This window comes from Streptomyces incanus, assembly GCF_042656345.1.
GTDB lineage: Bacteria > Actinomycetota > Actinomycetes > Streptomycetales > Streptomycetaceae > Streptomyces > Streptomyces incanus.
Genome location: NZ_JBHSPC010000018.1, coordinates 15,796 through 38,616 on the forward strand (window position 1 = coordinate 15,796; position 22,821 = coordinate 38,616).

19 protein-coding genes and 2 pseudogenes are annotated in these 22,821 nt (G+C 69.5%); 16 read left to right on the top strand and 5 right to left on the bottom strand.

The genetic code is table 11. The features are described from left to right. Window positions 1-14: 14 nt before the first annotated feature. Window positions 15-1,340 carry a winged helix-turn-helix domain-containing protein gene (locus tag ACFP2V_RS08170; protein WP_381207707.1) on the bottom strand — a complete coding sequence of 442 codons (1,326 nt, stop codon included), beginning with the start codon at window positions 1,338-1,340 and terminating at the stop codon, window positions 15-17. A gap of 309 nt (window positions 1,341-1,649) precedes the next feature. Here ACFP2V_RS08170 and ACFP2V_RS08175 point away from each other — a divergent pair, with 309 nt between their 5' ends. The 7 genes and pseudogenes from ACFP2V_RS08175 to ACFP2V_RS08205 form a co-directional block, all read left to right on the top strand. Beyond that, window positions 1,650-2,849, top strand: a complete 1,200-nt coding sequence (locus ACFP2V_RS08175) for a homogentisate 1,2-dioxygenase (protein ID WP_145768036.1) — start codon at window positions 1,650-1,652, stop codon at window positions 2,847-2,849. Further along, window positions 2,846-3,727: a hypothetical protein gene (locus ACFP2V_RS08180; protein ID WP_381207710.1), complete on the top strand. Its 882-nt coding sequence runs from the start codon at window positions 2,846-2,848 to the stop codon at window positions 3,725-3,727. The genes ACFP2V_RS08175 and ACFP2V_RS08180 overlap by 4 nt, the downstream gene beginning before the upstream one ends. After that, window positions 3,724-4,965 carry a fumarylacetoacetate hydrolase family protein gene (locus tag ACFP2V_RS08185; protein WP_381207713.1) on the top strand — a complete coding sequence of 414 codons (1,242 nt, stop codon included), beginning with the start codon at window positions 3,724-3,726 and terminating at the stop codon, window positions 4,963-4,965. The genes ACFP2V_RS08180 and ACFP2V_RS08185 overlap by 4 nt, the downstream gene beginning before the upstream one ends. Before the next feature lie 110 nt (window positions 4,966-5,075). After that, window positions 5,076-5,798 carry a CoA transferase subunit A gene (locus ACFP2V_RS08190; RefSeq protein ID WP_381207716.1) on the top strand — a complete coding sequence of 241 codons (723 nt, stop codon included), beginning with the start codon at window positions 5,076-5,078 and terminating at the stop codon, window positions 5,796-5,798. Between the two features lie 24 nt (window positions 5,799-5,822). Next, window positions 5,823-6,482 (top strand): CoA transferase subunit B, encoded by a 660-nt coding sequence (locus tag ACFP2V_RS08195; protein ID WP_381207718.1) that lies wholly within the window; start codon window positions 5,823-5,825, stop codon window positions 6,480-6,482. After that, entirely contained in the window at window positions 6,479-7,666 is a 1,188-nt protein-coding gene (locus ACFP2V_RS08200; RefSeq protein WP_381207721.1) for an acetyl-CoA acetyltransferase, read from the top strand. Before ACFP2V_RS08195 ends, ACFP2V_RS08200 begins: the two co-directional genes overlap by 4 nt. 84 nt (window positions 7,667-7,750) lie before the next feature. Then, window positions 7,751-7,992: pseudogene (locus ACFP2V_RS08205) on the top strand (transposase family protein); the annotation flags it as partial. Between the two features lie 19 nt (window positions 7,993-8,011). Here ACFP2V_RS08205 and ACFP2V_RS08210 read toward each other — a convergent pair. Both ACFP2V_RS08210 and ACFP2V_RS08215 read right to left on the bottom strand, forming a co-directional pair. Next, a pseudogene (locus ACFP2V_RS08210) lies at window positions 8,012-8,458 on the bottom strand (rhomboid family intramembrane serine protease); the annotation flags it as partial. A 363-nt stretch (window positions 8,459-8,821) separates the two neighbouring features. Continuing rightward, entirely contained in the window at window positions 8,822-10,261 is a 1,440-nt protein-coding gene (locus tag ACFP2V_RS08215) for an aldehyde dehydrogenase (RefSeq protein WP_381207724.1), read from the bottom strand. A gap of 995 nt (window positions 10,262-11,256) precedes the next feature. Here ACFP2V_RS08215 and ACFP2V_RS08220 point away from each other — a divergent pair. Beyond that, on the top strand, window positions 11,257-12,912 hold the full coding sequence (locus tag ACFP2V_RS08220) for an MFS transporter (protein WP_381207727.1): 1,656 nt from the start codon (window positions 11,257-11,259) through the stop codon (window positions 12,910-12,912). A gap of 371 nt (window positions 12,913-13,283) precedes the next feature. Then, window positions 13,284-14,219: a LysR family transcriptional regulator gene (locus ACFP2V_RS08225; protein ID WP_381207730.1), complete on the top strand. Its 936-nt coding sequence runs from the start codon at window positions 13,284-13,286 to the stop codon at window positions 14,217-14,219. Window positions 14,220-14,437: 218 nt separating this feature from the next. Here ACFP2V_RS08225 and ACFP2V_RS08230 read toward each other — a convergent pair whose 3' ends face one another. Then, window positions 14,438-14,965 (bottom strand): flavin reductase family protein, encoded by a 528-nt coding sequence (locus ACFP2V_RS08230; protein WP_381207732.1) that lies wholly within the window; start codon window positions 14,963-14,965, stop codon window positions 14,438-14,440. A 10-nt stretch (window positions 14,966-14,975) separates the two neighbouring features. Next, window positions 14,976-16,178 carry an acyl-CoA dehydrogenase family protein gene (locus tag ACFP2V_RS08235; protein ID WP_381207735.1) on the bottom strand — a complete coding sequence of 401 codons (1,203 nt, stop codon included), beginning with the start codon at window positions 16,176-16,178 and terminating at the stop codon, window positions 14,976-14,978. A 300-nt stretch (window positions 16,179-16,478) separates the two neighbouring features. Between ACFP2V_RS08235 and ACFP2V_RS08240 the strand changes: the two genes are divergently transcribed. The 7 genes from ACFP2V_RS08240 (at window position 16,479) to ACFP2V_RS08270 (ending at window position 22,797) form a co-directional block, all read left to right on the top strand. After that, window positions 16,479-17,276: an SDR family NAD(P)-dependent oxidoreductase gene (locus tag ACFP2V_RS08240; RefSeq protein ID WP_381207738.1), complete on the top strand. Its 798-nt coding sequence runs from the start codon at window positions 16,479-16,481 to the stop codon at window positions 17,274-17,276. A 16-nt stretch (window positions 17,277-17,292) separates the two neighbouring features. After that, the gene (locus ACFP2V_RS08245; RefSeq protein WP_381207740.1) at window positions 17,293-17,988 is read left to right on the top strand and encodes an alpha/beta fold hydrolase; all 696 of its coding nucleotides are present in this window, start codon (window positions 17,293-17,295) and stop codon (window positions 17,986-17,988) included. Between the two features lie 7 nt (window positions 17,989-17,995). Beyond that, window positions 17,996-19,051, top strand: coding sequence for a maleylacetate reductase (locus ACFP2V_RS08250; protein WP_381207743.1), 1,056 nt, complete (start codon window positions 17,996-17,998; stop codon window positions 19,049-19,051). Next, window positions 19,048-19,959, top strand: coding sequence for an intradiol ring-cleavage dioxygenase (locus ACFP2V_RS08255; RefSeq protein WP_381207746.1), 912 nt, complete (start codon window positions 19,048-19,050; stop codon window positions 19,957-19,959). Before ACFP2V_RS08250 ends, ACFP2V_RS08255 begins: the two co-directional genes overlap by 4 nt. 63 nt (window positions 19,960-20,022) lie before the next feature. Then, complete coding sequence (locus ACFP2V_RS08260; protein ID WP_381207749.1) at window positions 20,023-20,214, top strand: ferredoxin; 192 nt, start codon at window positions 20,023-20,025, stop codon at window positions 20,212-20,214. 14 nt (window positions 20,215-20,228) lie between these two features. Continuing rightward, entirely contained in the window at window positions 20,229-21,404 is a 1,176-nt protein-coding gene (locus ACFP2V_RS08265) for a cytochrome P450 (RefSeq protein ID WP_381207752.1), read from the top strand. A gap of 13 nt (window positions 21,405-21,417) precedes the next feature. Then, complete coding sequence (locus ACFP2V_RS08270; protein WP_381207755.1) at window positions 21,418-22,797, top strand: MmgE/PrpD family protein; 1,380 nt, start codon at window positions 21,418-21,420, stop codon at window positions 22,795-22,797. Window positions 22,798-22,821 lie beyond the last annotated feature (24 nt).

The following is a 22,821-nucleotide window of genomic DNA, read 5'->3' on the forward strand; positions in this document are numbered from 1 at the left end:
AGGGTGAGCCGGTATCAGGTGGAAGTGGTACGCCAGCGTGCGCTCAGGCACACACCGCACAGAGCCGCCACCGCCTTGAGGTAGGTGATGCTCAACGGGCCGAAGGGCTCGGAGGAGTGACGGTGCAGGCCCATCGCCCCGACCACCGAGGAACCGCTGCGCAGCGGGACGAAGAGGTAGGTGCCGGGCAACTCCACGTGAGCCAGCGCCGCCGTGCGGGCATACCCCGCCTTGGTCGAGAAGCGGCGCAACTGCACCGGTTCCTCCGCCGTGAGCGTGCGGACGGCGGCGAAGCCGGAGTCGGCAAGACGCAGTTCCTGGGCAGCCTCCTGCCAGGCGGCGCTGAACCCGTGATGGGCGACCAACTGCAGTCGATCACCGTCCAACAGGTGCAGGCCGACCGCATCGACCGTCCCTTCCTGGACGAGGGAGCGGGCGACCAGGCTCGCCGCGGACCTGGCGTCGGGTGCGCTGGCGAGCTCCTCGCAACGTCGGGCCAGTCGCTCGGCCAGGAGCAGGTCGCTGCCCGTCTCGGACGTGCGCCGCTCCTCCTCCCTGGCCCCCACTTCGGTGACCTGACCACCGAACCGATAGCCGGAGCCTCGCACCGAGAGGACGAAGCGCGGCTCGTGGACGGTGTCGCCCAGCTTGCGCCGCAGACGCCCGACTCCGATACGGAGTGTGTTGAGTCCGTCGTCACCGCCGGCCCACCCCCACACACGGGAGGTGAGACGACTGGCCGGGACCACCTGTCCTCCGGCCTCCATCAGACAGACGAGCAGCTTGAACTCCGTGTTGGTCAGCCGTACCGGCTCGGTGTCGAGGGTGGCTTCTCGCTGCCACAGGTCGACGCGCAGCGGCCCGGACAGAAGGTAGCGGGCACCCGCGTCGGAGCCTTCGGCCGCCCGCCGCACCAATGCCAGTACCCGAGCGCCCATCTCCTCCTCCCGGGTGCTGGTGGGCAGCACGGTGTCCGCTCCGGCGGAGATCAGCGCGACGCTCTGGGGCCCGGTGACGTCGGCGAGTACGGCGATGGGTGCACGCGTGGCCCGGCGCACCCGTGCGACGGTCGTGGGGTCGGGCGGCAGGTCCGCGGGGATGATGACGAGCACGGCAGCCGGGCGGTTGACCGTGAGCGCCCAGCCCAGTTCCTCGGCCTCGTGCAGGTGCAGCACGCTCCAGTTCAGTCTCTCGGACATCGCCCCGACGTGGGGCCTGGTGTGCAGCTCGTTCCCCAGGTCGACCACTGCCAGCCGCTGGGCCGGCACCGGGAAGACCGAGGCGGCGCCGGTCCGTGCACGGCGCGTCCGGGGATCGTCGCCGATGTCACGTGTCCTCACGGAATCGGCCTCCTCTCCTGGCATTGCGGCAGCGATGAGCGCTGCGGCCCTGGTCACGAGGGCCCAACGTCGACTCTGGCACGCCGAACATTTCATTTCCATGTCAACGTGGAAGCATCTTGCCCGGCCGGATCGGGATTCTCGCCGACGCGGCATCCCGCGCCTCACCCGCTCGGAGAGCGGGAAACCGGCTCGAAGAGGGCGTCGCGACCAAGGCGTCCAAGGGGCCCGGGCCGGCTTTGCGTCTCGAGGAGACCCCTTCACAAGATCGGGGCACATCACAGCTCGACGATCACCAAGGAGCGCCTGATGGCGTACTACCGCTCACTGGGCGAGGTGCCGCCGGTCCGGCACACCGTGTTCCGGTCGGACACCGGGGACCTGTACTACGAGGAACTCATGGGTGAGGAAGGCTTCTCTTCCGACTCCTCCCTCCTGTACCACCGTCATATCCCGTCAGCGGTCGTGGGCGCCCGACGCTGGGAGCTTCCCGACCAGACGCTCACCCCCAACGCTCCCTTGCTGCCCCGGCACCTGAGGCTGCACGACCTCGCGGATGCCACGACCCTCGCCGAGACCGACGCCGTCAGGGGGCGTCGTCTCGTTCTGGGTAACGAGGACGTGCGCATCTCCTACGTCGTCGCGGGCGGCACCTCACCGCTCTACCGCAACGCGCTCGGCGACGAGTGCGTCTACGTGGAGGCCGGCGAGGCCGTCGTCGAGACCGTCTTCGGTGCCCTGCCGGCACGCCAGGGCGACTACGTCGTCATCCCCCGCGCCACCACGCACCGATGGGTCGTGGAGGAAGGCCGGGAGGTCCGGCTCTACGCCATTGAGGCGAACAGCCACATCGCGCCGCCCAAGCGCTACCTGTCGCAGTACGGGCAGCTGCTCGAGCACGCTCCGTACTGCGAGCGCGACCTGGTGGGCCCGTCCGAGCCGCTGCACGTCGAAGAGACGGACGTCGACGTCTACATCAAGCACCGGAGCCCGGCGGGGGTCACCGGCACCATCCACACGCTGCCCCACCATCCGTTCGACGTCGTGGGCTGGGACGGCTGCCTGTATCCCTACACGTTCAACATCGCCGACTTCATGCCGATCACCGGAAAGGTGCACCAGCCGCCGCCGGTCCACCAGGTCTTCGAGGGCGACAACTTCGTGATCTGCAACTTCGTGCCGCGCAAGGTGGACTACCACGAGAAGTCGGTGCCGGTGCCCTACTACCACTCCAACGTCGACTCCGACGAGGTCATGTTCTACGTCGGAGGCGACTACGAGGCCCGCAAGGGCTCCGCCATCGGGCTCGGCTCGATCTCCTTCCACCCGGGCGGCCACCCCCACGGGCCACAGCCCGGCGCGATCGAGGCCAGCCTCGGCAAGGACTACTTCGACGAAACCGGCGTCATGGTCGACACCTTCCGGCCGCTGCAGCTGGGCGAGGCCGGCCTCGCGACCGAGGACAAGGCCTACGCGTCGTCCTGGAGCGGTGGGCGGTGGCTCGCGTGACGACGACCGCCCCGGTATTCGCCGGCTTCTTCGACGACGCCGCGATCTTCCCGCCGGGATCCGCCACCTTGCCGGACGCCGTACGCGCGCACCTGGCCCGCCGTTCCACGCCCCTCCTTCCGCTGGTCGGACCGCTCCTGCTGACGGTCGACCGGGTCCCCGAGGCCGCACGAATCGCCCGGGCCACGAGCACCGAGCTCGGCCACGACCTCGGAAGTGAACCGCTTCGGACCGGACTGGTCGTGGCCCCCGGCGCACTGGACACGGCGCGCCGCATCGCCGACGACCCCCCGGAAGGGCTCGTGGTCTGCGGCCTGGAGGTGAAGACCGACGAGCGATGGCCTGAGCAACTGCGTGCGGCGGTGGACCTGGCGGCGACGTCCCCCTACACCGTGCATGTCGAGCTCTCCGGTGGTGCTGTCGGAGAGGGAGGGGTCGCGTCCCTCGGCGGAACACCGGCCCGGCTGAAGTTCCGGACCGGTGGCCTCGACGCCGCGCTGTTTCCCACTGCCGAGCAGCTCGCCGCGGTCATCGACGCGGCCGTCGCGGCTCGGGTGCCGTACAAGCTGACGGCCGGACTGCACAGGGCCATCCGGTACGTCGGGCTGGAAACGGGCTATCCGCATCACGGCTTCCTCAACATCGCCCTCGCCACCGCCGCAGCGCAGCAGGGCGCGCCCCTGGCAGAGGTCGTACGGATGCTGTCCCTCACGGACCGTGGCGAGGTCCGCCGCGCCTACCTGGAGGCCGGCGCCGGATGGCGCGGCACGTTCGAGTCCTTCGGCACCTGCAGCATTCTCGAGCCGGTCGAATCCCTCATCGATCTCGGCCTTCTGGACCCAGCCCTTCTCCCCGCCCCTGATGGAGGCACCGCATGAGTACCCCGTCCCCCACCAGCGCCGCCGCGGCACTGGGCACCGTCGGCAACGGCGTCGAGCACCTTCCCTACGGATCGTTCACGGCAGGGGACGCGGCACCTCGGCTCGGCGTACGGCTCGGAGATCACGTCCTCGATGTGGCGGCCGTGCTCGACCTCGCCGGAGGGAACGTCAGCGCCGCTGCCCGGGAAGCCGCCGACTCCCCCTCCCTGGACGGGCTGCTGGCCTGCTCCAAGGCGGTGTGGGACGAGGTGCGCGGCGCGCTGCAGGCAGCGTTCCTGGACCCCGCCCGTACCGACGCGATCCTCGCGACGGCGGTGCCCCTGAGCGACGTGACGCTCGGCCTGCCGTTCACCGTCGCCGACTACGTGGATTTCTACGGCAACGAGTTCCACGCCCGCAACGTCGGCAAGATCTTCCGCCCGCACATGGAGCCGCTCACCGCGAACTGGAAGCACCTGCCGATCGGCTATCACGGCCGCGCCGGCACCATCGTCCCCAGTGGGACGGACTTCCCCCGTCCGCAAGGGATGCGGCCCGAGCCCGAGGGGGCGCCCAGCTTCGGCCCCAGTCGGCGCCTCGACATCGAGGCCGAGGTCGGTTTCGTGCTCGGCTCCCCGGTGCCCGGGGGACGTGTGCCGCTCGCCGAAGCCGAACAGCACGTCTTCGGTCTCACCCTCGCCAACGACTGGTCGGCGCGGGACATCCAGAGCTTCGAGTACGTTCCTCTCGGCCCCAACCTCGGCAAGTCCTTCTGCACCACCATCTCGCCGTGGGTCACCCCGCTCGCCGCCCTGGCGGGATCCCGTGTCGCGCCGCCGCCCCGGGACACCCCGCTCGCTTCGTACCTCGACGACAGTGATGCCGACCCGTGGTGCTTCGATCTGCAGATCGAGATCTCGCTCAACGGTGAGGTGATCTCGGTGGCGCCCTTCGCCGAGACGTACTGGACCGCCGCCCAGATGCTGGCCCACATGACCGTCAACGGGGCGGGCCTGCGCGCGGGCGACTTCTTCGCCGGCGGCACCGTCTCGGGACCGGAGCGGAACCAGCGAGGATCGTTCCTGGAGCTCTGCTGGGGAGGCGCGGAGCCGCTCACCCTCAAGGACGGCAGCGAGTTCACCTTCCTCCGGGACGGCGACGTGGTCAGCATGCGGGCCACCGCCCCCGGCCCCGACGGCAGCGTCATCGCGCTCGGGGAGTGCGCGGGCCGGGTCCTTCCTCCCGCCAACAGCTGACGCTAACGGCGTCGGGCCTGTCGGCCCCCGCCGGGGCCGTAGTTGCTGCATGCCAAGACCAGATGCTTCATGCGCGGCCTCGCCGCGCCCCTCGAAGGATGGGAAACATCATGTCAAAACTCTGGACGAGCGCCGCGGAAGCACTCCAGGACGTGCTGCACGACGGAATGACGTTGGCAGTGGGCGGGTTCGGGCTCAGCGGAGTTCCCGTCGATCTGGTCGACATCGTCCGGGACTCCGGAGTCAAGAACCTGACGATCGTCTCGAACAACATGGGTGTCGACGGCAAGGGCCTGGGCGTTCTGATCGAAGCCGGGCAGGTCGCCAAGGTCGTGGCCTCGTACGTGGGCGAGAACAAACTTTTCGCCGCTCAGTTCCTCTCCGGGAAGCTGGAGGTCGAGTTCAATCCGCAAGGGACGCTCGCCGAGCGTCTGCGCGCGGGCGGGGCGGGCATTCCGGCCTTCTACACCAGGACCGGTGTGGGCACGCCGGTGGCCGAAGGAAAGCCGCACGCGGAGTTCGACGGCGAGACGTACCTCCAGGAGCGGGCCATCGTCGCGGACGTGTCCTTGGTCAGGGCGCATCTGTCCGACACGGACGGCAATCTCGTCTACCGGTGGACCGCCCGGAACTTCAATCCGGTGGTGGCCACTGCGGGGAGGACGACCATCGCCGAGGTGGAGCGGGTCGTCGAGGTCGGTGAGATCGACCCGGACCACATTGTGACCCCCGGGGTCTACGTACAGCGTGTCGTGCGGGCGGGCGACCGGCCCAAGGACATCGAGCAGCGCACCGTCAGGCCCCGGCCGACGGCGGCGGCCGCAGCCAAGTAGCGAGAGACGAAGGAGGAGTACGCCATGCCATGGACCCGCGCCGAGATGGCCGCGATCGCGGCCAGTGAGCTCAACGACGGTGACTACGTCAACCTGGGCATCGGTATCCCCACCCTGGTGGCCAATCATTTGCCCGAGGGGGTACGCGTGACCCTGCACAGCGAGAACGGCCTGCTGGGCATGGGACCTTTCCCCTACGACGGCGACGAGGACGCCGACCTGATCAACGCCGGCAAGCAGACCGTCACCATCCTGCCCGGCGGAAGCATCTTCGATTCCTCGGAGTCGTTCGCCATGATCCGGGGCGGCCACGTGAAGGTCGCCGTCCTCGGCGCCCTGCAGGTCTCCGGTTCCGGTGACCTCGCCAACTGGAGCATCCCGGGGAAGCTGGTCAAGGGGATGGGAGGAGCCATGGACCTGGTCGCCGGAACCCCCCGCGTGGTGGTGCTCACCGACCACGTTGCCAAGGACGGCACTCCCAAGATCGTCAAGGAGTGCACCCTTCCCTTGACGGGGCGCAAGGTGGTGGACCGGATCATCAGCGACCGTGCCGTCTTCGACGTGACCGAACGCGGCCTGTTGCTGCGGCGCATTGCCCCCGGCGTCACGATGCGCGAGCTTCGGGACCACACCGACGCCGAATTCGATGTGAGTGACGAGGTCGAGGAGACGTTGGCGGCATGAGCCTGACAGAACAGTTCGGCAAGGACGTACTGATCACCGGATGGGGGCACTCCCGGTTCGGTAAACTGACCGACGACACCCTGGAATCGCTGATCGTCCAGGTGGCCGCGGAGGCCATCCGCAACGCCGGTGTGGAACCCGGCCAGATCGACGAGGTCTTTCTGGGCCAGTTCAACTCCGGTATGGTCCCGCTCGGTTTCGCCTCGTCCCTGGCGCTCCAGGTCTCCGACGAGCTGGCGGGCGTCCCAGCCACCCGGGTGGAGAACGCCTGCGCCTCAGGCTCCGCCGCGTTCCACCAGGGTGTCAAGTCCCTGCTGGCCGGGACCGCGCGCACCGTACTGGTCATCGGCGCCGAGAAGATGACCCACGCGACAGCGGACGTGGTCGGCGCGGCCCTCCTGGGGGCCGATTACGAGATGGCCGGGCAGCACTCCACAACAGGGTTCGCCGGACTCTTCGCCGACGTGGCCAACCACTACGAGAAGCGATATGGCGCGGTCGGTGACGTCCTCGGATCCATCGCGGCCAAGAACCACCGCAACGGCATGCTCAACCCGTACGCCCAGCTCCGCAAGGACCTCGGCGAGGACTTCTGCCGGACCGTCTCCGACCGTAACCCCGTGGTGGCCGCACCGCTACGCCGCACCGACTGCTCGCCCGTATCCGACGGGGCTGCGGCCCTGGTCCTCACCACCGCCTCGTCGCCGTCCGCCGCGACCCTTCCGGTCCGGCTTGTCGGCTTCGGCCAGGCCAACGACTTCCTGCCCGCCGGCAAACGCGATCCGGTGGCCTTCACCGGAAGCACCACCGCCTGGCAGCGGGCCACGGCGATGGCCGGCGTATCCCTGGACGACCTCGACTTCGCCGAGGTGCACGACTGCTTCACCATCGCCGAGCTCGTGCTCTACGAGGTCATCGGCCTGACCGAGCGGGGCGCGGGCCGCCGCGCGGTCGAGGAGGGTTGGGTGTACCGGGGAGGCAAGCTGCCGGTCAACCTCTCCGGAGGTCTCAAGGCCAAGGGCCACCCCGTCGGGGCCACCGGGGTCTCCCAGATCGCCCTCGCAGCCATGCAACTGTCCGGCGCCGCCGGCGACATGCAGCTGCCCGGCGCCCGGCGCGCCGCCGTACACAACATGGGCGGTCTGGCAGTGGCCAACTACGTCAGCGTCCTGGAAGCCGTCTGAGCCGGGTCGTGATGGGCGCGCGGGGGCAGAAACGGGGCGGCTTCGTCCAGAACCTTCCCGCGCGCCATCCCACCGGCTGACTACCGCATCGCCACTGACCGGCCGTACTACCCCGGAAAGCACCGGAAGCACGGGGTGAACGTGCGGGTCCCCGCCGACCCGTTCGGCACCTGCTGTGGGCCTCGCCGGCTCTGTCCGGCGCGGTCCACGACGCCCGCGCGGCTCGTACCCACGGCGTCATCGACGTCCTGGCCGAGGCCGGCATCCGTTGCTGGGCCGACAAGGGCTACCAGGGAGCCGACGGTACGGCACGCGCGCCGTACCGTCGGCCGCTGGCGTGTGGCCCTACCAGCCCCGTCGCGCCTGTCGTCCGAAGAGGGCGCCGCCCGGTTCGGGCGGTGGGGGAGTGCCCGGCTTGAGGGGCCAGGCGAGCAGCATGCCCACGACGAAGCCGACCACGTGGGCCGCGTACGCCACCGTCCCGGCGGTGGTGACGCCCGCGCCGGACGAGTACACCGCCTGCAGCACGAACCACATGCCGAGCACGATCCAGGCCGGCAGCCGCAGCGGCAGGAAGATCAGGAAGGGGACGAGGACCCAGATCCGGGCCTTCGGGTAGAGGACCAGGTAGGCGCCGAGGACGCCGGCGATGGCGCCCGAGGCGCCGATCAGGGGGGCCCCGGAGCCGGAGTTGAGCAGCGCGAAGCCGTAGGCGGCCGCGTACCCGCAGACCAGGTAGAACAGCAGGTACCGCACGTGCCCCATCCGGTCCTCGACGTTGTTTCCGAACAACTATGTACCGGACATACGTGCTGGTCACAGCCGTGATGACCGGGCTCGGGTCAGCAAGGCCTCAGCAAGAGTCGTCGTTGCTGACCTCTGGGCGTGACCGTGGGGACCGCGACCAGCGCTGTCCCTTAGTAAGCTTCTTCAGCGGTGGTGCTCCAGGGTGAGGACGGCTTGGACCATTGACGTGGGCCGGTTCGGACTGCAGCGTGCGTGACGAAAGATCCGCTCAGACTTCTTCGTGAACGTTCTTACCGGTGCTGCCTCGGGCAGTGCCTCCTTGCCCGGGGCAGCACGTTGGCCGGCCTGCCTCACGGCCGACCGGCCAACGTGCCCTTCCGTAGCCCGGCTAGGGGGAGCCCAACGGACTCAGGCCGACAGGTACTTGTCGCTCGCGTAGACGGACTTGTACTCCAGGTAGGCATTGAGGCCTTCGGGCCCGAGCTCGCGGCCGATGCCGGAGTCCTTCATGCCCCCGAACGGCGAACCGAGGTCGAGGGTGTAGTAGTTCAGGCCGATCGTCCCGGTGCGCACCCGGCGGGCGACGGCCAGGGCCCGGTCCTCGTCGGCGCTCCAGACGGAGCCGCCGAGCCCGTAGTCGCTGTCGTTGGCGATTCTGATGGCGTCCTCGTCGTCGTTGAACGGGATCACGGCCATGACCGGGCCGAAGACCTCCTCGCGTGCAAGGCGGTCGTTGTTGTCGACGTCGGCGAAGACGGTGGGCTGCACGAACCAGCCCTGCTCCAGCCCCTCGGGCCGGCCACCGCCGGAGACGAGACGCGCATCGGAGTTCCGTGCCATGTCGATGTAGCCCAACACACGGTCCAGTTGGTTGCGACTGGCCATTGGCCCGCAGGTCACGGACGGGTCGAGAGGATTGCCCAGGACCATGTCCGAGGTGTACTGCGCGAGGGCGTCGACGACTTCGTCGTAACGGGAACGCGCGACGAGGATACGGGCCTGAGTGGTGCACGTCTGGCTGTTGTTGAGGAAGCACGCGCCGTCCAGCCCGGCCAGGAACGTGTCCAGAACCCCGTCGTCGAGGAACACCGCAGCGGACTTCCCGCCCAGCTCGAGGGTGCAGCGGCGGATCAGGCGCCCGCACTCGGCGCCGATCGCGCGGCCGGCCTCGGTGGATCCGGTAAAGGCGATCTTGTCGACCAGCGGATGCGACACCAGCGCTGCTCCCGCGTCGCGGTCGCCGAGCACTATGTTGAGCACACCGTCCGGCAGCCCCGCCTCCAGCGCGGCATCGGCGAAGACGTACGAGTCCAGCGCCGTCTCCGGCGAGGGCTTCAGCACCACCGTGCAACCTGCTGCCAGCGCAGGGGCGATCTTGAACATGGCCAGGGCCTGCGGGAAGTTCCACGGAGTGATCGCGCCGACCACTCCGACCGGCTCCCGGCGCACGATGGTCGACCCTGCCTGGCTCGGCCGTATCTCCTCCAGTTCGAGGTTCTCCACCAGGTCCGCGTACATGCGGAGCAGGCCGGCCGGAGCACCACCGTTGAGCATGTGGGACAGCCCGATGGGCATGCCGTTCTCCCGGCTGACCAGCACGGCGGTCGACTCGGCCCGCTTCTCCAGGGCGTCGGCCATGCGCCGCATGACCGCGGCGCGCTCGGGGGCGGTGGTGCGTCCCCAGACGCCGTGGTCCAGGGCGTTGCGGGCGGCGAGCACGGCCGCGTCGACGTCCTGTTCGTCCGCCAGGGCGCCGCGGGCGAGAACATCACCCGTGGCGGCCTCCAGGGCCTGGTGAGAGCGGGCACCGTGGGGGGTGGCCCACCGCCCGTCGATGAAGAACCGCATACGGTCCTCGGGTGCTTCGAGTGAGGCGACAGAAGGCACAAGTCCTCCAACACGGACGATGATGGGAAGAGTGAAGCGGGGGAAGGTGGCGAAGGCCGGCAGTGGCCCCCCGCGTTCGCCAGCATGCGGAGGGTCTCCGCCCGAGGTAAAGACTCAAAAACTTGCATCCGGCCATGCGTGAGGTGGATGACGATCCGGCCGGCGGGAACTCCCGTACGCCCGGCAGCTGTTCGTGACCGCGGGCAGGGGGTGGCAGCCGTGCCCGGGGACGGGCCGCACGCCGGTTCCTTCAGTTTGTGAGGGCACCATCCCCCACCGGGTGCTCCCGACAGGACGCGGACGGCCACGCCGCGGACGTGGTGGCGTGACCCGCCGAGAAGCACGGAAGCACCGGGGCCGCCGCACAGGGGGTCGCTGCCGGCCGGGTCCGCCGACCGGCCGTGGCCGCACCGTCGACACCGCGTCCGAGACCGGGCGCGAGGGGGGGGTGTCCCGGGGCCCATGCGGCAGGCGCATGAGCAGCCCCAACATCGTGTGTGTATACAGCCCATGGCTCCCCGGCCACCATGAGCCCACAACACACCAGCCGACCGCACGAGGACGTGGCCGTACTCCGGGCAGCCTCGCGCGGAGGCTGCGGAAGAGTTCGTGGCTGCGAGCGCCCTTGCGACCCAAGGGGCTCGAACCGTGTCCGGCCACCGGCCACGCCCCCCGGGCAGCAAGCCGTGACACGGGACGCGTCGCCGCCCCGGACGCCGTCCGTCCGACCGTCCACCTTCCGTACGGGCGCCCCTGGACGCCTCCGGCCCAGGTCGGCACCCGTCACCGCGCCTGCGTAAGCCGGCCGTGGCTTCCGCCGCCCGTCGGCACGAGTCCGCCGCCCGGCCGCCGACCTGCCCGATGACACCACCACCGGCCGGACCGCCCGGCAGCCAGGGGTGGCCCGTCGGACGGAAGCACCGTCACCCCAACCACTCCGCGACAGGGATACCCCTATGTCTGTTTCCCCGACTGCAACCGCCCACGACCGTGAGAGATCCGGTAAGGGCCCACGTACCCGGAGTTTCCTCGGCACACTGATCGCCGGCTGTCTGGCGGTCTTCGTGGCCCAGCTCGCCACGACGATACCCGCCACCCTCAACGGCCTGTTCCAGGCCGACCTGCAGCCTCTGGGATCCCAGCTCACGTGGATCACCGCGGCGTTCCTGCTGCCGATCGTCGTCCTGGAACTCACCTTCGGCGTGCTCGGTGACCTCTTCGGACGCCGCAGACTGCTGGTCGGCGGCGCCCTGCTGATGGTCGCCGGTGAGGTCGTCGCCGCGTCCGCACCCGACGTCATCCTCCTATGCGTCGGCCAGGCCCTGTCCGGCATCGGCGCCGCCGCCGTCATCCCGACCTCGCTGACGGCGATCGCGGTCAGCACCGACGACGGCCCCCGGCGGGCACGCGTCATCGCCATCTGGGTCACCAGCCTGGCGGTCGGCAACACCCTCGCGCCCCTGCTCGGCGGCATCACCGCCAACTTCGGCAGCTGGCGCTGGTCGTTCGTCGTCCTTGCCGCCCTCGCCGCGCTCAGCGCACTCGTCAGCGCCCTGTTCGCCGAGGAGTCCAGCGCCCCGGAGGGCCGGAAGCTGGACGTCCGGGGCCAGATCACGATCGCCGTCGCGCTGATCGCCCTGCTCTACGCCGTGGTCCAGGGACCTGCCGACGGCTGGGGCTCGCCGCTCATCGTCGTCGCGTTCGTCGTCGCGGCCGTGTTCCTGGCGCTGTTCGTCCGGATCGAGAACACCGCCAAGGCGCCGCTGCTGCCGCTCGACATCTTCCGCAACCGCTCCTTCACCATCGCCGCGGTCGTCGCCGTCGTCGGCATGTTCGCGTTCCTCGGCGCCGGTTACGCGACCAGCATGCGCATGGGCCCCCTCCAGCACCAGAGCCCGATGCGCATCGCGGTCGCGTTCCTCGTGTCGAACTGCTGGGTCGCCGTGCTGACACCGGTGACCGGACGCATGCTGACGCGACTGGCACCGCGCTGGCTCCTCGGTTTCGGCCTGGCCCTCATCTCGGCCGGCGGATTCTGGGCGGCCACCCTGCCCATCACCGACACCTCACTCCTGTCGATCACGCTGCCGCTCGGGCTGATCGGTATCGGGTTCGGCTTCACGGTCTCCTCCATCACCGCCACGGCCGTGAACACGGTGCCCGCGCACCTGGCGGGCATGGCCAGCGCCACCACCAGCCTGCTGCGCGACCTCGGCTTCGCCCTCGGCCCCGCCGTCGTCGGCGCCATCGCGCTCAGCCGCGCCGACTCCCTCTTCAGCACCGGCCTCGCGCAGGCCACGGACCTGAGCCCCGCCGCGCAGGCCGCCGCCGGACAGCTCGCCGAGGCGGCGGGCCCGCTGGCCGTCAACTCCGCTCCGGCCGGCTCGCCGCCTGCCGAGGCGGCGGGCCTGGCGCTCGAGTCGCTCAGCAACGGCTTCTCCACGGGCTACCTGGTGTGCGGTATCGCCGCTCTCCTGTGCTGCGTGCTCGTCGTCGGTGCCCTGCGCGACAAGGCCGGGGACGACGGAGCGGCAAGCACCCCGGACAGCGGGGAGGCGAGTACTCCGGACAGCGGGGCGGCGGAGGCTCCGGCCGAAGGGACCGCCGTCTGATCGGAGGTTCCGGCGTGCCGGAACGGTGGTGGGGGCCCTGAGACGGACCCCGGAGCTCAGGGGCGTACGGGCCGGGATTCTTCTCCCGGCCCGTACGCCGTGCTGCCCGGGGACAGCCGACCTGGACCGCGTGCCCGCAGCGGCACCGAAAGCAAGCGGGACTATCGCCGGGCCGCCCGGAGAGAGGCTCAGAAATGTCGAGCCGATAATGCACCCCGTGCATAAGGGGCCCCCGAGGTGCTGTAAAGGACCGGAATTCGCCGCCCGGACGTGGGTTTTTCCAGATCTCCGGATAATGCGCGACGTGCATATTGAGCAAGCTATGCACGGGAGGTATGTTGCAGGTCAAGACCGCAAGACTGGGAGCACCAATGGAGCTGCGCGAACTGGAGTGGTTCAATACCCTCGCCGAAACCGAGAACATGACAACCGCCTCCGCGCGGTTGAACGTCAGCCAGCCGACCCTGTCACGGGCCCTGGGCCGACTCGAGCGCAAACTCGGCGTGAAACTCTTCGACCGGCGCCAGAACAGGCTGCGGCTCAATCGATACGGTGCGGTCTTCCAGGCGCACGCCATGCGGGCCATGAACGAACTCGCCAAGGGAGAAGAACGGATCGCCACGATGGTCGATCCGGACCAGGGCCAGGTGTCCCTCGGCTTTCTGAACTCCTTCGGGGAGTGGCTGGTCCCGGACCTGGTGAACCGCTACCGGGAACTGACCCCGCGTGCGGTTTTCGAGCTGCGCGGCGGCGCGTCCGACGCGGTGGCGGACGACGTACGGCAGGGCCGCATCGACATCGGCTTCGTGGCTCCGGAGCCGGCCGCGGAGGACCTGGACTGGATTCCACTCGGCAGCCAGAGACTGTGCGTAGGGGTTCCCGAGGGCCACCGGTTCGCCGAACGCGAGTCCGTCACGCTCGCCGACCTGGAGGACGAGCCGATGGTCTCGCTCAAGGTCGGTTACGGCCTGCGGCACATCACCGAACGCCTGTGCCGACAGGCCGGGTTCACCCCGCGGTTCGTCATCGAGGTCACGGAGCTGTACACCCTGCCCCCGTTCGTCGCGGCCGGATGGGGCGTCGCCGTCGTTCCCGAACCGCAGCCGGGACAGCAGACACTGACTCCTGTCATCCTCATCGACGACCCTTCCGCGGTCCGGCCCTACGGAATGCTGACGCGCCGGGGCGGGCCTGCCGGGCAGGCCGCGCGTCGCTTCCTGGCATTCGCGGCGGCGCAGTCGAAATGCACGGGACTCGCTCAGGAGGCCGTCCCGCAGGCCGCCGGTGTCGCAGAGCTGCCCGGCTGACGAGCGGGCAACGGGAACGAAGTGGTGAAGGCACACAGCCGGGGACGGCTGTGTGCCTTTGCCGCGTCGGGGGCCGCATGGTCCGCATGGTCCGCATCTACCCTCCGTCCGGAAAGGCCGGCCACGACGGCGAGTCCGGCGGCACCACCGGGAGGCGGGAACCCCGCGAGGGACTGCCGTCCGATCGGACGGCAGTCCCTCGCGGGGCGGAGCGTGTTTCAGGAGGCGTTGCGGTCGGCCATGTCCACGAATCCGCCCTGCAGGAAGATCAGCGGGGGGTTGGGAGCGCGCAGCTCCATCGCCTCGACACGGCCGACGACCTGATAGTGATCACCGATCAGGTCGATCTTGGCCCGGGTGCATTCAAGGGTCACGATGGCATCCGACAGCAGTGGGACGCCGAGGTCGGACATGTGCCAGTCCACCCCTTCGAAACGGTCCTGGGAGCGGCGGGAGAAGGCCCGGCACAGCTCGCTCTGGGCATGCCCCAGGATGCTCACGCCGAAGTGGTCGGCCGCGTACAGGTGGGGCCAGGTCGACGATGCCTGATCGACGAAGAAGGCGATCAGCGGTGGGTCGAGGGAGACCGAGGTGAACGATCCGACGGTCATGCCCACCGGTCGTCCCGAGCGGCCGGTGGCGGTCACCACGGCCACGCTGGTGGGGACGTGCCCGAGGACACGCCGGTAGGCTGCCGCGTCGCCGATCGCCACGCGGCCGCTCGCGATGGGGGAAGTCTCAGTCATGGCAGGCATGTCACAGCTCGATCAGGTGGTCGTTGTTGCCCAGGAGTATGCGGCCGTAAGCCTCGCGGCCGATGCCCGAGGTGACGTGCGCGTGCCGGTTCGCGATCTCCGAGTCGCGCCAGATCCGGCTGATGACGTTGCCCTCCGCGAACGAGCCGGAGCCGTTGGCCGTCAGCAGGAGGCCGATGGCCTCCTTGCAGAGGTCTGCGATGACGCCCGTGTCGTTGCGGATCCGGGCGCGGGTCTCGACATCGAGGCGCCGGCCCTCGGCGCTCGCCGTGTCGATGTCGTGTGCGACACGCTGCATGGCCAGTTCGGCGAGATGAAGCTTCGTCGCGGCATCGGCCACGTTGAGCTGGTGGGTGGGGGACAGGCGGGCCTGGCGGTAGGCCGTGTTCGTCACCGGCTTGTCACCCAGCTTGGCGCGGGTGATCTCCAGTGCGTGGCGGGCCATCCCGAGTTGGGGAGCGGCGAGGATGATCGACGCCATCGAGCTGAAGGGCCAGGTGGCGATCCTGTCCTCACGGTGTGAGGACAGCAGTTCGCCGTTGAACATGTTATGCATGGGCTGGATCCGGTGGTCCGGGACGAACTGGTTGTCCACGACCACGGTGTCGCTGCCCGTGCCCTTGAGGCCGGTCACGAACCAGGAGGGCTCGATCCGGCAGGCGTCACGGGGGAAGAGCGCCATGGAGACCGGGTTCTCGTCGGGATTTTCACGCGGGATCAGGAGTCCCAGGGTGACCCAGTCCGCGGCGAAGGAACCTGAGGAGTACGGCCAGCGGCCGCTCACCACGTAGCCGCCCTCCACACGCTCGACCTGCGCGGTGGGGGCGAACGTGCCCGAGACGCGGGCGCGCGGGTTCGCACCGAAGACGTCCTGCTGGGCCTGGTCGGGGAAGGTGGACGCATAGCCGGCGGCCGACGAGAGCAGCGTGGTCACCCAGCCGGTGGAGCCGTCTCCGCGCGAGACCTCGGCCAGTGTCTCGAAGATCGTCGCTGCCGAAGCCTCCAGGCCGCCCAGGCGGGCGGGCACGAACAGTCGGAAGAGGTCGGCCCTGTCCAGCTCTTTGATCACCTCGGGCGCGATTCTTCTGCCCTCGGCGCCCTGATCGGCGTATTCACGGATCACTGGCACCAGAGCCGTGGCGCGGGAGACGATCTCCGGATCCGGCCCAATGGTCGTGCGTGATCCGAGAATTGATTGTGTCACGGCTTCCTCCACAGTGTGCGGCGAGGCTGATGTCCGGGTAACGCCGGTCACCCAGCAGCATGCGGACTGATGGCGGCCCAGGGAAAGACCAGGAAGTTGGTGATGGCCATGCAATAGGCACATGGCATGGTGCGCCGCCCGTAAATCCAGGGGCACGGGCGTTATACGGGAAACGCATTACCGGGCGAATCTTTGCGTCATTGATGTGTGCGTTTCCCTGGGACACGCTGTGCGCAGCAGGTCACACCGACCTGTGCGGCTGCCGATGGTTCAGCCGGTGGAACGTCCTGGAGGAGTCCGGTGCTTTCAACGCAGGGGACGGAGACGAAGGTCGCCGTGGTGACCGGCGGAGCCGAAGGGCTCGGCGCCGAGATCGCGCACCGTCTCGCAAGCGAGGGGTTCGAGATCGCGCTGTTCGACCTCAACGGCGAGGGCCTCGAGTCCACAGCCGCCGTCATCCGCTCCGCGTTCCCCGGGCTTCGGGTACTGACCGTCGAGGCGGACCTCACGGACGCCGCACTCGTCTCGGACGCCTTCGCCGAGGTGGAACGTCACTTCGGCCGGGTCGATGTGCTGGTCAACTCGGCCGGAGGCAGCGGCACCAAGTCCGTCCACGACATCGAGGACCTCACGCCGGACATGTGGTCGAGGGTCCTGGACGCCAATGTGACCAGCGCGTTCCTGTGCAGCAGGATGGCAGTGCCGCTGATGCGCCGAAACGGCTTCGGACGCATCGTCAACTTCTCCTCGGCGGTGGCCGACGGCCTTGCCGGGCCTTCGGGCACGGTCGGAGCGCGCCTGCCGTACGCGGCGTCGAAGGCTGCGATCAACGGGTTCACGAAGCAGCTCGCGAAGGATCTGGGCAGCAGCGGCATCACGGTCAACGCGGTCTCGCCCGGACTGATTTTGCCGGAGTACGGCCGCGTGCGGCGCGTGTTCGAGGCGCTGCCGGAGGAGGCCCGGGCGGCCACCCGCACGGCGATCCCGGCGGGACGTACCGGCACCGGTGCAGAGATCGCCGGCACCGTCGCCTACCTCGTTTCCGCAGAGGCGGGGTTCACCTCCGGCTGCATTCTCAATGTCGACGGCGCTGCGTGAGCCGGGAGGAATGAAGATGCAGAACTACCCGCTGGTGCTGGTCCCCGCGCTCGGCGCGGACGAGAGCCTCTGGCAACCCGTCGTCGAGCGACTGTCCGGACACGTCGAATGCCAGGTGATCCGGGGCGAAGGCGCCTCGATCAAGGCGATGGCCGACAGTGTGCTGGAGAAGGCGCCGGAGAAGTTCCACCTCGCCGGTATTTCGATGGGCGGATACGTCTCGCTCGATGTCGTACTGCGCAACACCGGCCGGGTCCAGGGCCTCGCGCTGCTCAATTCCTCCGCGATCGCCGCGGAGCCGAAGCGCCGGGAGAACTCGCTGAAGGCCATCGCACTGGCGGAGTCCGGCGAGTTCGAGAAGGCGGCCGACCTGATCGCGAGCGCTGTGGCGCCCAACCGGCCCGACATCACTGCACTGGCAGGTCGGATGGTCCGCTCCCTGGGCGTGGAGGTCTTCAAGGACCAGCAGCTGGCGGTTGCCGAGCGACTCGACCGGCGTCAGGAGCTGTCCACGATCGCTGTGCCGACGACGGTCCTGGTGGGAGACAGCGACGCGATCACCCCGCCGCACCTGGGTCAGGAGGTCGCCTCCGGGATTCCCGGCGCGCAGCTGGTGACGCTCGAGGGCGTGGGGCACTTCTCCGCCCTTGAGGATCCCGACGGGGTCGCCTCCGCACTGCTCGGGTGGCTGCCGCGGAACGAAGGAGAGTGAGCCGCAGATGAAGTTCATCCATGAGACGCTCCCGCAGCGCGTCGTCTTCGCCCCCGGCGAAGCCCCGTCGGCCGTGGCGGCCGAGGTCGGGGCGCTCGGTGGCGCGAAGGTGATGCTGATCGCCTCGGAGCAGGAGGCGGCCCTGGCCGACCCGATCGCCGCGGCGGTTCCGGTCGCGTTGCGCCACGAAGACGTCGTGATGCATGTGCCGGTCGAGGTGGCCGCCCGCGCCCGTCAGGCCGCTGCCTCCTGCGGGGCGGATGTGATCGTCACGGTGGGGGGCGGCTCGACCACCGGACTGGGCAAGGCGGTGGCACTGACCACGGGACTGCCCGTCGTCGCGGTGCCGACGACGTACGCCGGCAGCGAGGCGACCGACGTGTGGGGTCTGACCGAGGGCGAGACCAAGCGCACCGGGGCCGACCCGAAGGTGCTGCCGCGCTCCATCGTCTACGACGCCCACCTCCTCACGACCCTGCCCGGCGAGCTGACCGTGTCCAGCGGTCTGAACGCGCTGGCCCACTGCGTGGACTCGATGTGGGGGCCCCGCGCGGACCCCATCGACCGGGTGCTGGCACAGGAGGGCATCCACGGCCTCGCCGCGGGGTTGCCGCAGGTGGCGGGCGACTCGGCGTCGATCGAAGGGATCGAGAAGACGCTGTACGGCGCCTACCTGGCAGCGGTCGCGTTCGCCTCCGCCGGCTCGGGCCTGCACCACAAGATCTGCCATGTGCTCGGCGGCATGTTCAACCTGCCGCACGCACAGACCCACGCGGTCGTACTTCCGTACGTGCTGGCCTTCAACGCTCCCTACGCGCCTGAGGCCGAATCCCGGATCGCCCACGCGTTCGGCTCGGCGACGGCACGGGAGGGGCTGGCTGCACTGCGCGACGCCCTGGGCGCGCCACGGGCGTTGAGGGACTACGGCATGCCCGCCGACGGCATCGCCAAGGCCGTCGGCCCCATTCTGAAGGCCGTCCCGGCCGGCAACCCCGCGCCGGTGACTCAGGCGGACATCACCGCCCTGCTGCAGGCAGCATGGTCCGGAGAGGAGCCGGCATGACCGGCACCGGCGAGTCCTCGGCCACCGAGGGCGTCGGCGTGGAGCAGAGCCGGCGCGAGGAAGAGCTGATCGAGCGCGTGGTGCGCTCCTTCGACACCTGTGCCGATCCGCGGCTCAAGGAGCTCATGACCGCGCTCGTCCGGCACGTCCACGCCTTCATCCGGGAAACGCGCCTGACCGGGGCCGAATGGAACAAGGCGATCGAGTTCCTCACGGCCACCGGCCACATCACCGATGACAAACGGCAGGAGTTCATCCTGCTCTCCGACGTGCTCGGCGCTTCGATGCAGACCATCGCGGTCAACAACGAGGCCTACCGGAACGCCACCGAGGCGACCGTGTGGGGCCCGTTCTTCGTCGAGGGCTCCCCGGAGATCCCGCTGGGCGGCGACATGTCGTTCGGCGCGGTCGGGCAGCCGTGCTGGGTCGAGGGCACCGTCACTGACACCGACGGCACCCCGGTTCCCGGCGCGCTGGTGGAGGTGTGGGAGGCCGACGAGGACGGCCTGTACGACGTGCAGTACACGGACGACCGCACCGCCGCACGCGCCCACTTCCGCACCGACGTCCAGGGGTCCTACCGCTTCTGGGGCATCACGCCGACTCCCTACCCGATCCCGCACGACGGCCCGGTCGGACGGCTGCTGCAGGCCGTCGGCCGGTCCCCGATGCGCGCTTCCCACCTGCATTTCCTCGTTCGCGCACCCGGTCACCGGGAGCTGGTCACGCACATCTTCGTGCGCGGTGACGAACTCCTCGACAAGGACAGCGTCTTCGGCGTGAAGGAGTCGCTGGTCAAGGACTTCGAGGAACAGCCGGCCGGAACACCCACGCCGGACGGCAGGGTCGTCGACGGCACCTGGTCGAAGGTCCGCTTCGACATCGTGCTCGCGCCGGCCGAGGCCTGAGCAAGCGATCCGCCCGGGGCCGGCACCCCGGGCACGAACGAAATGACAAAGGAGTCTCTCGCCATGATCAAAGTGACAGTCGATTTCGACCGGTGCGATGCCAACGGCACGTGTGCCGCACTGATGCCGGACGTGTTCCGCATCGGTGACGAAGGCCTGCTCGAGCAGCTGACGACCGAGGTGGACCCCGGGCGTGAGGCCGAGCTCGAAGAGGTCATCGTGTGCTGCCCCGTCGGTGCGATCGCCCGCGGATGACTGCCATGACTCCCATGAACGCGACAGCGACCTTTGATCCGTTCTCGCCCGACGCCGGCACGCACCAGGGCGGTGCGCTCGACGGACATGCCCTCGTGCAGGGCGACTACGGCACCGCCGTCCTCGGCTACGACCTGGCCTCCCAGGTGTTGCGCGACAAGCGGTTCCAGAACTCCGCGCTGCGGCTGATGGAGGAGTTCGGCATCACCGCCGGCCCCGTCCACGACTTCCGGGCCCGCAGCATCATCATGCTGGAGGGCGACCCGCACCTTCGCCTGCGTGTGCCGCTCGCCCGCTTCATGAGCCCGGTGACGGTCAGGAACACACGCGACGTGCTCCGCCGGATCGTGGAGTCGATCAACGCCGATCTCGACGACTCGGCGCCCGTCGACTTCTACCGGGGCGTCGCCCAGCGCATCCCGTCGCTGGTCTACTGTCACCTCGCGGGCGCGCCCGCGAGCGACGCGCCCCAGGTGCAGAGCCTGTCCGAGCGCACGCTGTCACTGCTCACCAGGGACCGCAGTCTGACCCCGGTGATCGTTGAGGCCTACGACGAGCTCTTCGCCTACCTCGCCGGCCTCATCGCCAGGAAGCGCGCCGAGGGGCTGGGCGACGACATGCTGTCGTACCTCATCTCCCTCGGCGACGAAGGCAAGCTGACCGAGCAGGAGGTCCTGACCGAGGCGACCTCGATGCTCGAGGCGAGCTCCGTCAACACCGCGCACCAGGTCGGCCTGGTCGTCTGGACCCTGCTGCGCGACCGCGAGGCCTGGCAGCGGATCGTCGCCGATCCGGAGCTGATACCCGCGGCGGTCGTCGAGAGCCTGCGGCTCTTCCCGCGCACCGGCGTGGTGAGCAAGATCGCCGTCGAGGACGTCGAGCTGGAAGGCACCGTCATCCCCAAGGGGAGCGACGTGCACGTGGCGGTCTGGTCCGCCAACCGTGACCCGGGGAGGTTCGAGCGCCCCGAGGAGTTCGACCTCGACCGGGAGCGCAACCAGCCGCTCACCTTCAGCACCGGTTCCCACAACTGCCTGGGGCAGGGGCTGGCCAAGGCCGAGATGGAAGAGGTGGTGCGCCACCTGGCCGAGCACTACCCGGACGCCCGGGTCGTCGAGGACGCCACACGTATCGGCCAGGCGGGCGGCCGGTGGCTCGTCGACAGACTCACCGTCCATATGAAGCCGTGAGGTGGCCGGATAAATGACCAATAGCACATCCTCGTTGACGGAGACGTTCGCCGCCCACTGGGCGGACATCACCTTCCAGGACCTGCCCGACGACGTGGTCGTGGGAGTCAAGGACCACATCCTCGACACGCTCGCCGTCGCGATGCTCGGTGCGACCACCGCCGAGGCGACCAGCGTGATCGACGCGCTGGCGGGGATCCAGGACACCGCGTCGGGCTCTCTCGTGTGGGGCACCGGCATCAGGCTCACGCCTGCCCAGGCAGCCCTCGCCAACGGCACGTCGGCGCACGCTCGCGACTTCGACGACGGAGGCGGGCCCGGACACGCCGGCTCGACCGTGCTGCCGGCTGCGATCGCCACGGCCGAGGCGGCGGGTGCCTCCGGACGTGACCTCATCACGGCCACCGTCGCCGGGTACGACATCGGCTACCGCGCCCTGGGGGCCCTGGGCGGTTTCGCCGCGCACACCGACCGCGGCTGGCACTCCAGCGGCACGATGGGCAGTATCGCAGCGGCTGCAGCGGCTGCGAAGTCCCTCGGGCTGGACGCGCAGCAGTTCGCCGATGCGCTCGGCATCGCCGGCTCCTTCACGGGTGGCGTGTGGGCCTTCAAGGACGACGGGGCGATGACCAAGCGACTCCACCCCGGGAAGGCCGGCGAGACGGGCGTGGACGCGGCCGTCCTCGCTCGTGGGGGAATCACCGGTCCGCGTCGGCTCTTCGAGGCGAAGTGGGGCGGACTGTTCGCCACCTACAACGGCGGGGAGGGGTTCCCCGATGCGGCGCTGAAGGACCTGGGCACCGACTTCAATGTCGCGAGCTCCTACCTCAAGCCGTACGCGTGCTGCCGAGGTTGCCACTCGGCCATCGACACGGTGATGGACCTGCTGGCCTCGCGGCCGATCCAGGCGGAGGACGTGCGGAGCGTGCGCATCACCGCGGGCGAGACGGCGATCAACATGCTGTCGGTCGACCCGGTGGAGACCGTGTTCGACGCCCAGTTCAGCCTCCCGTACTCGGTCGCCCTGGCGCTGTGCGGTGGTCGGCTCGGCCTGGACGAGTACGAGCCGCCCCGGGTCGACGAGCCGCGCATCAAGGAGACGATGGACAAGATCTCCCTGCACGTCGACGCGCGTATCCAACTCGAGGACGGCCCTCGCTTCGACATCGAGTTCATGGACGGTGAAGTGCTCACCCGCGAGGCGGGCAACCCGACCACGGCCAAGGGTTCGGCGCAGAACCCGATGTCCCACGAGGAAGTCGTCGCCAAGGCACGGGCCCTGGTCGAGCCGCTCGGCGCCGGTACGGCCGCGCAACTCATCGACGCGGTGGAGCACCTCGAGGACGCACCCGATCTCTCGGAACTCCTGCACGCCCTGCGTGCACGGGCATGAACGAACACGCATGGGCATGAACGG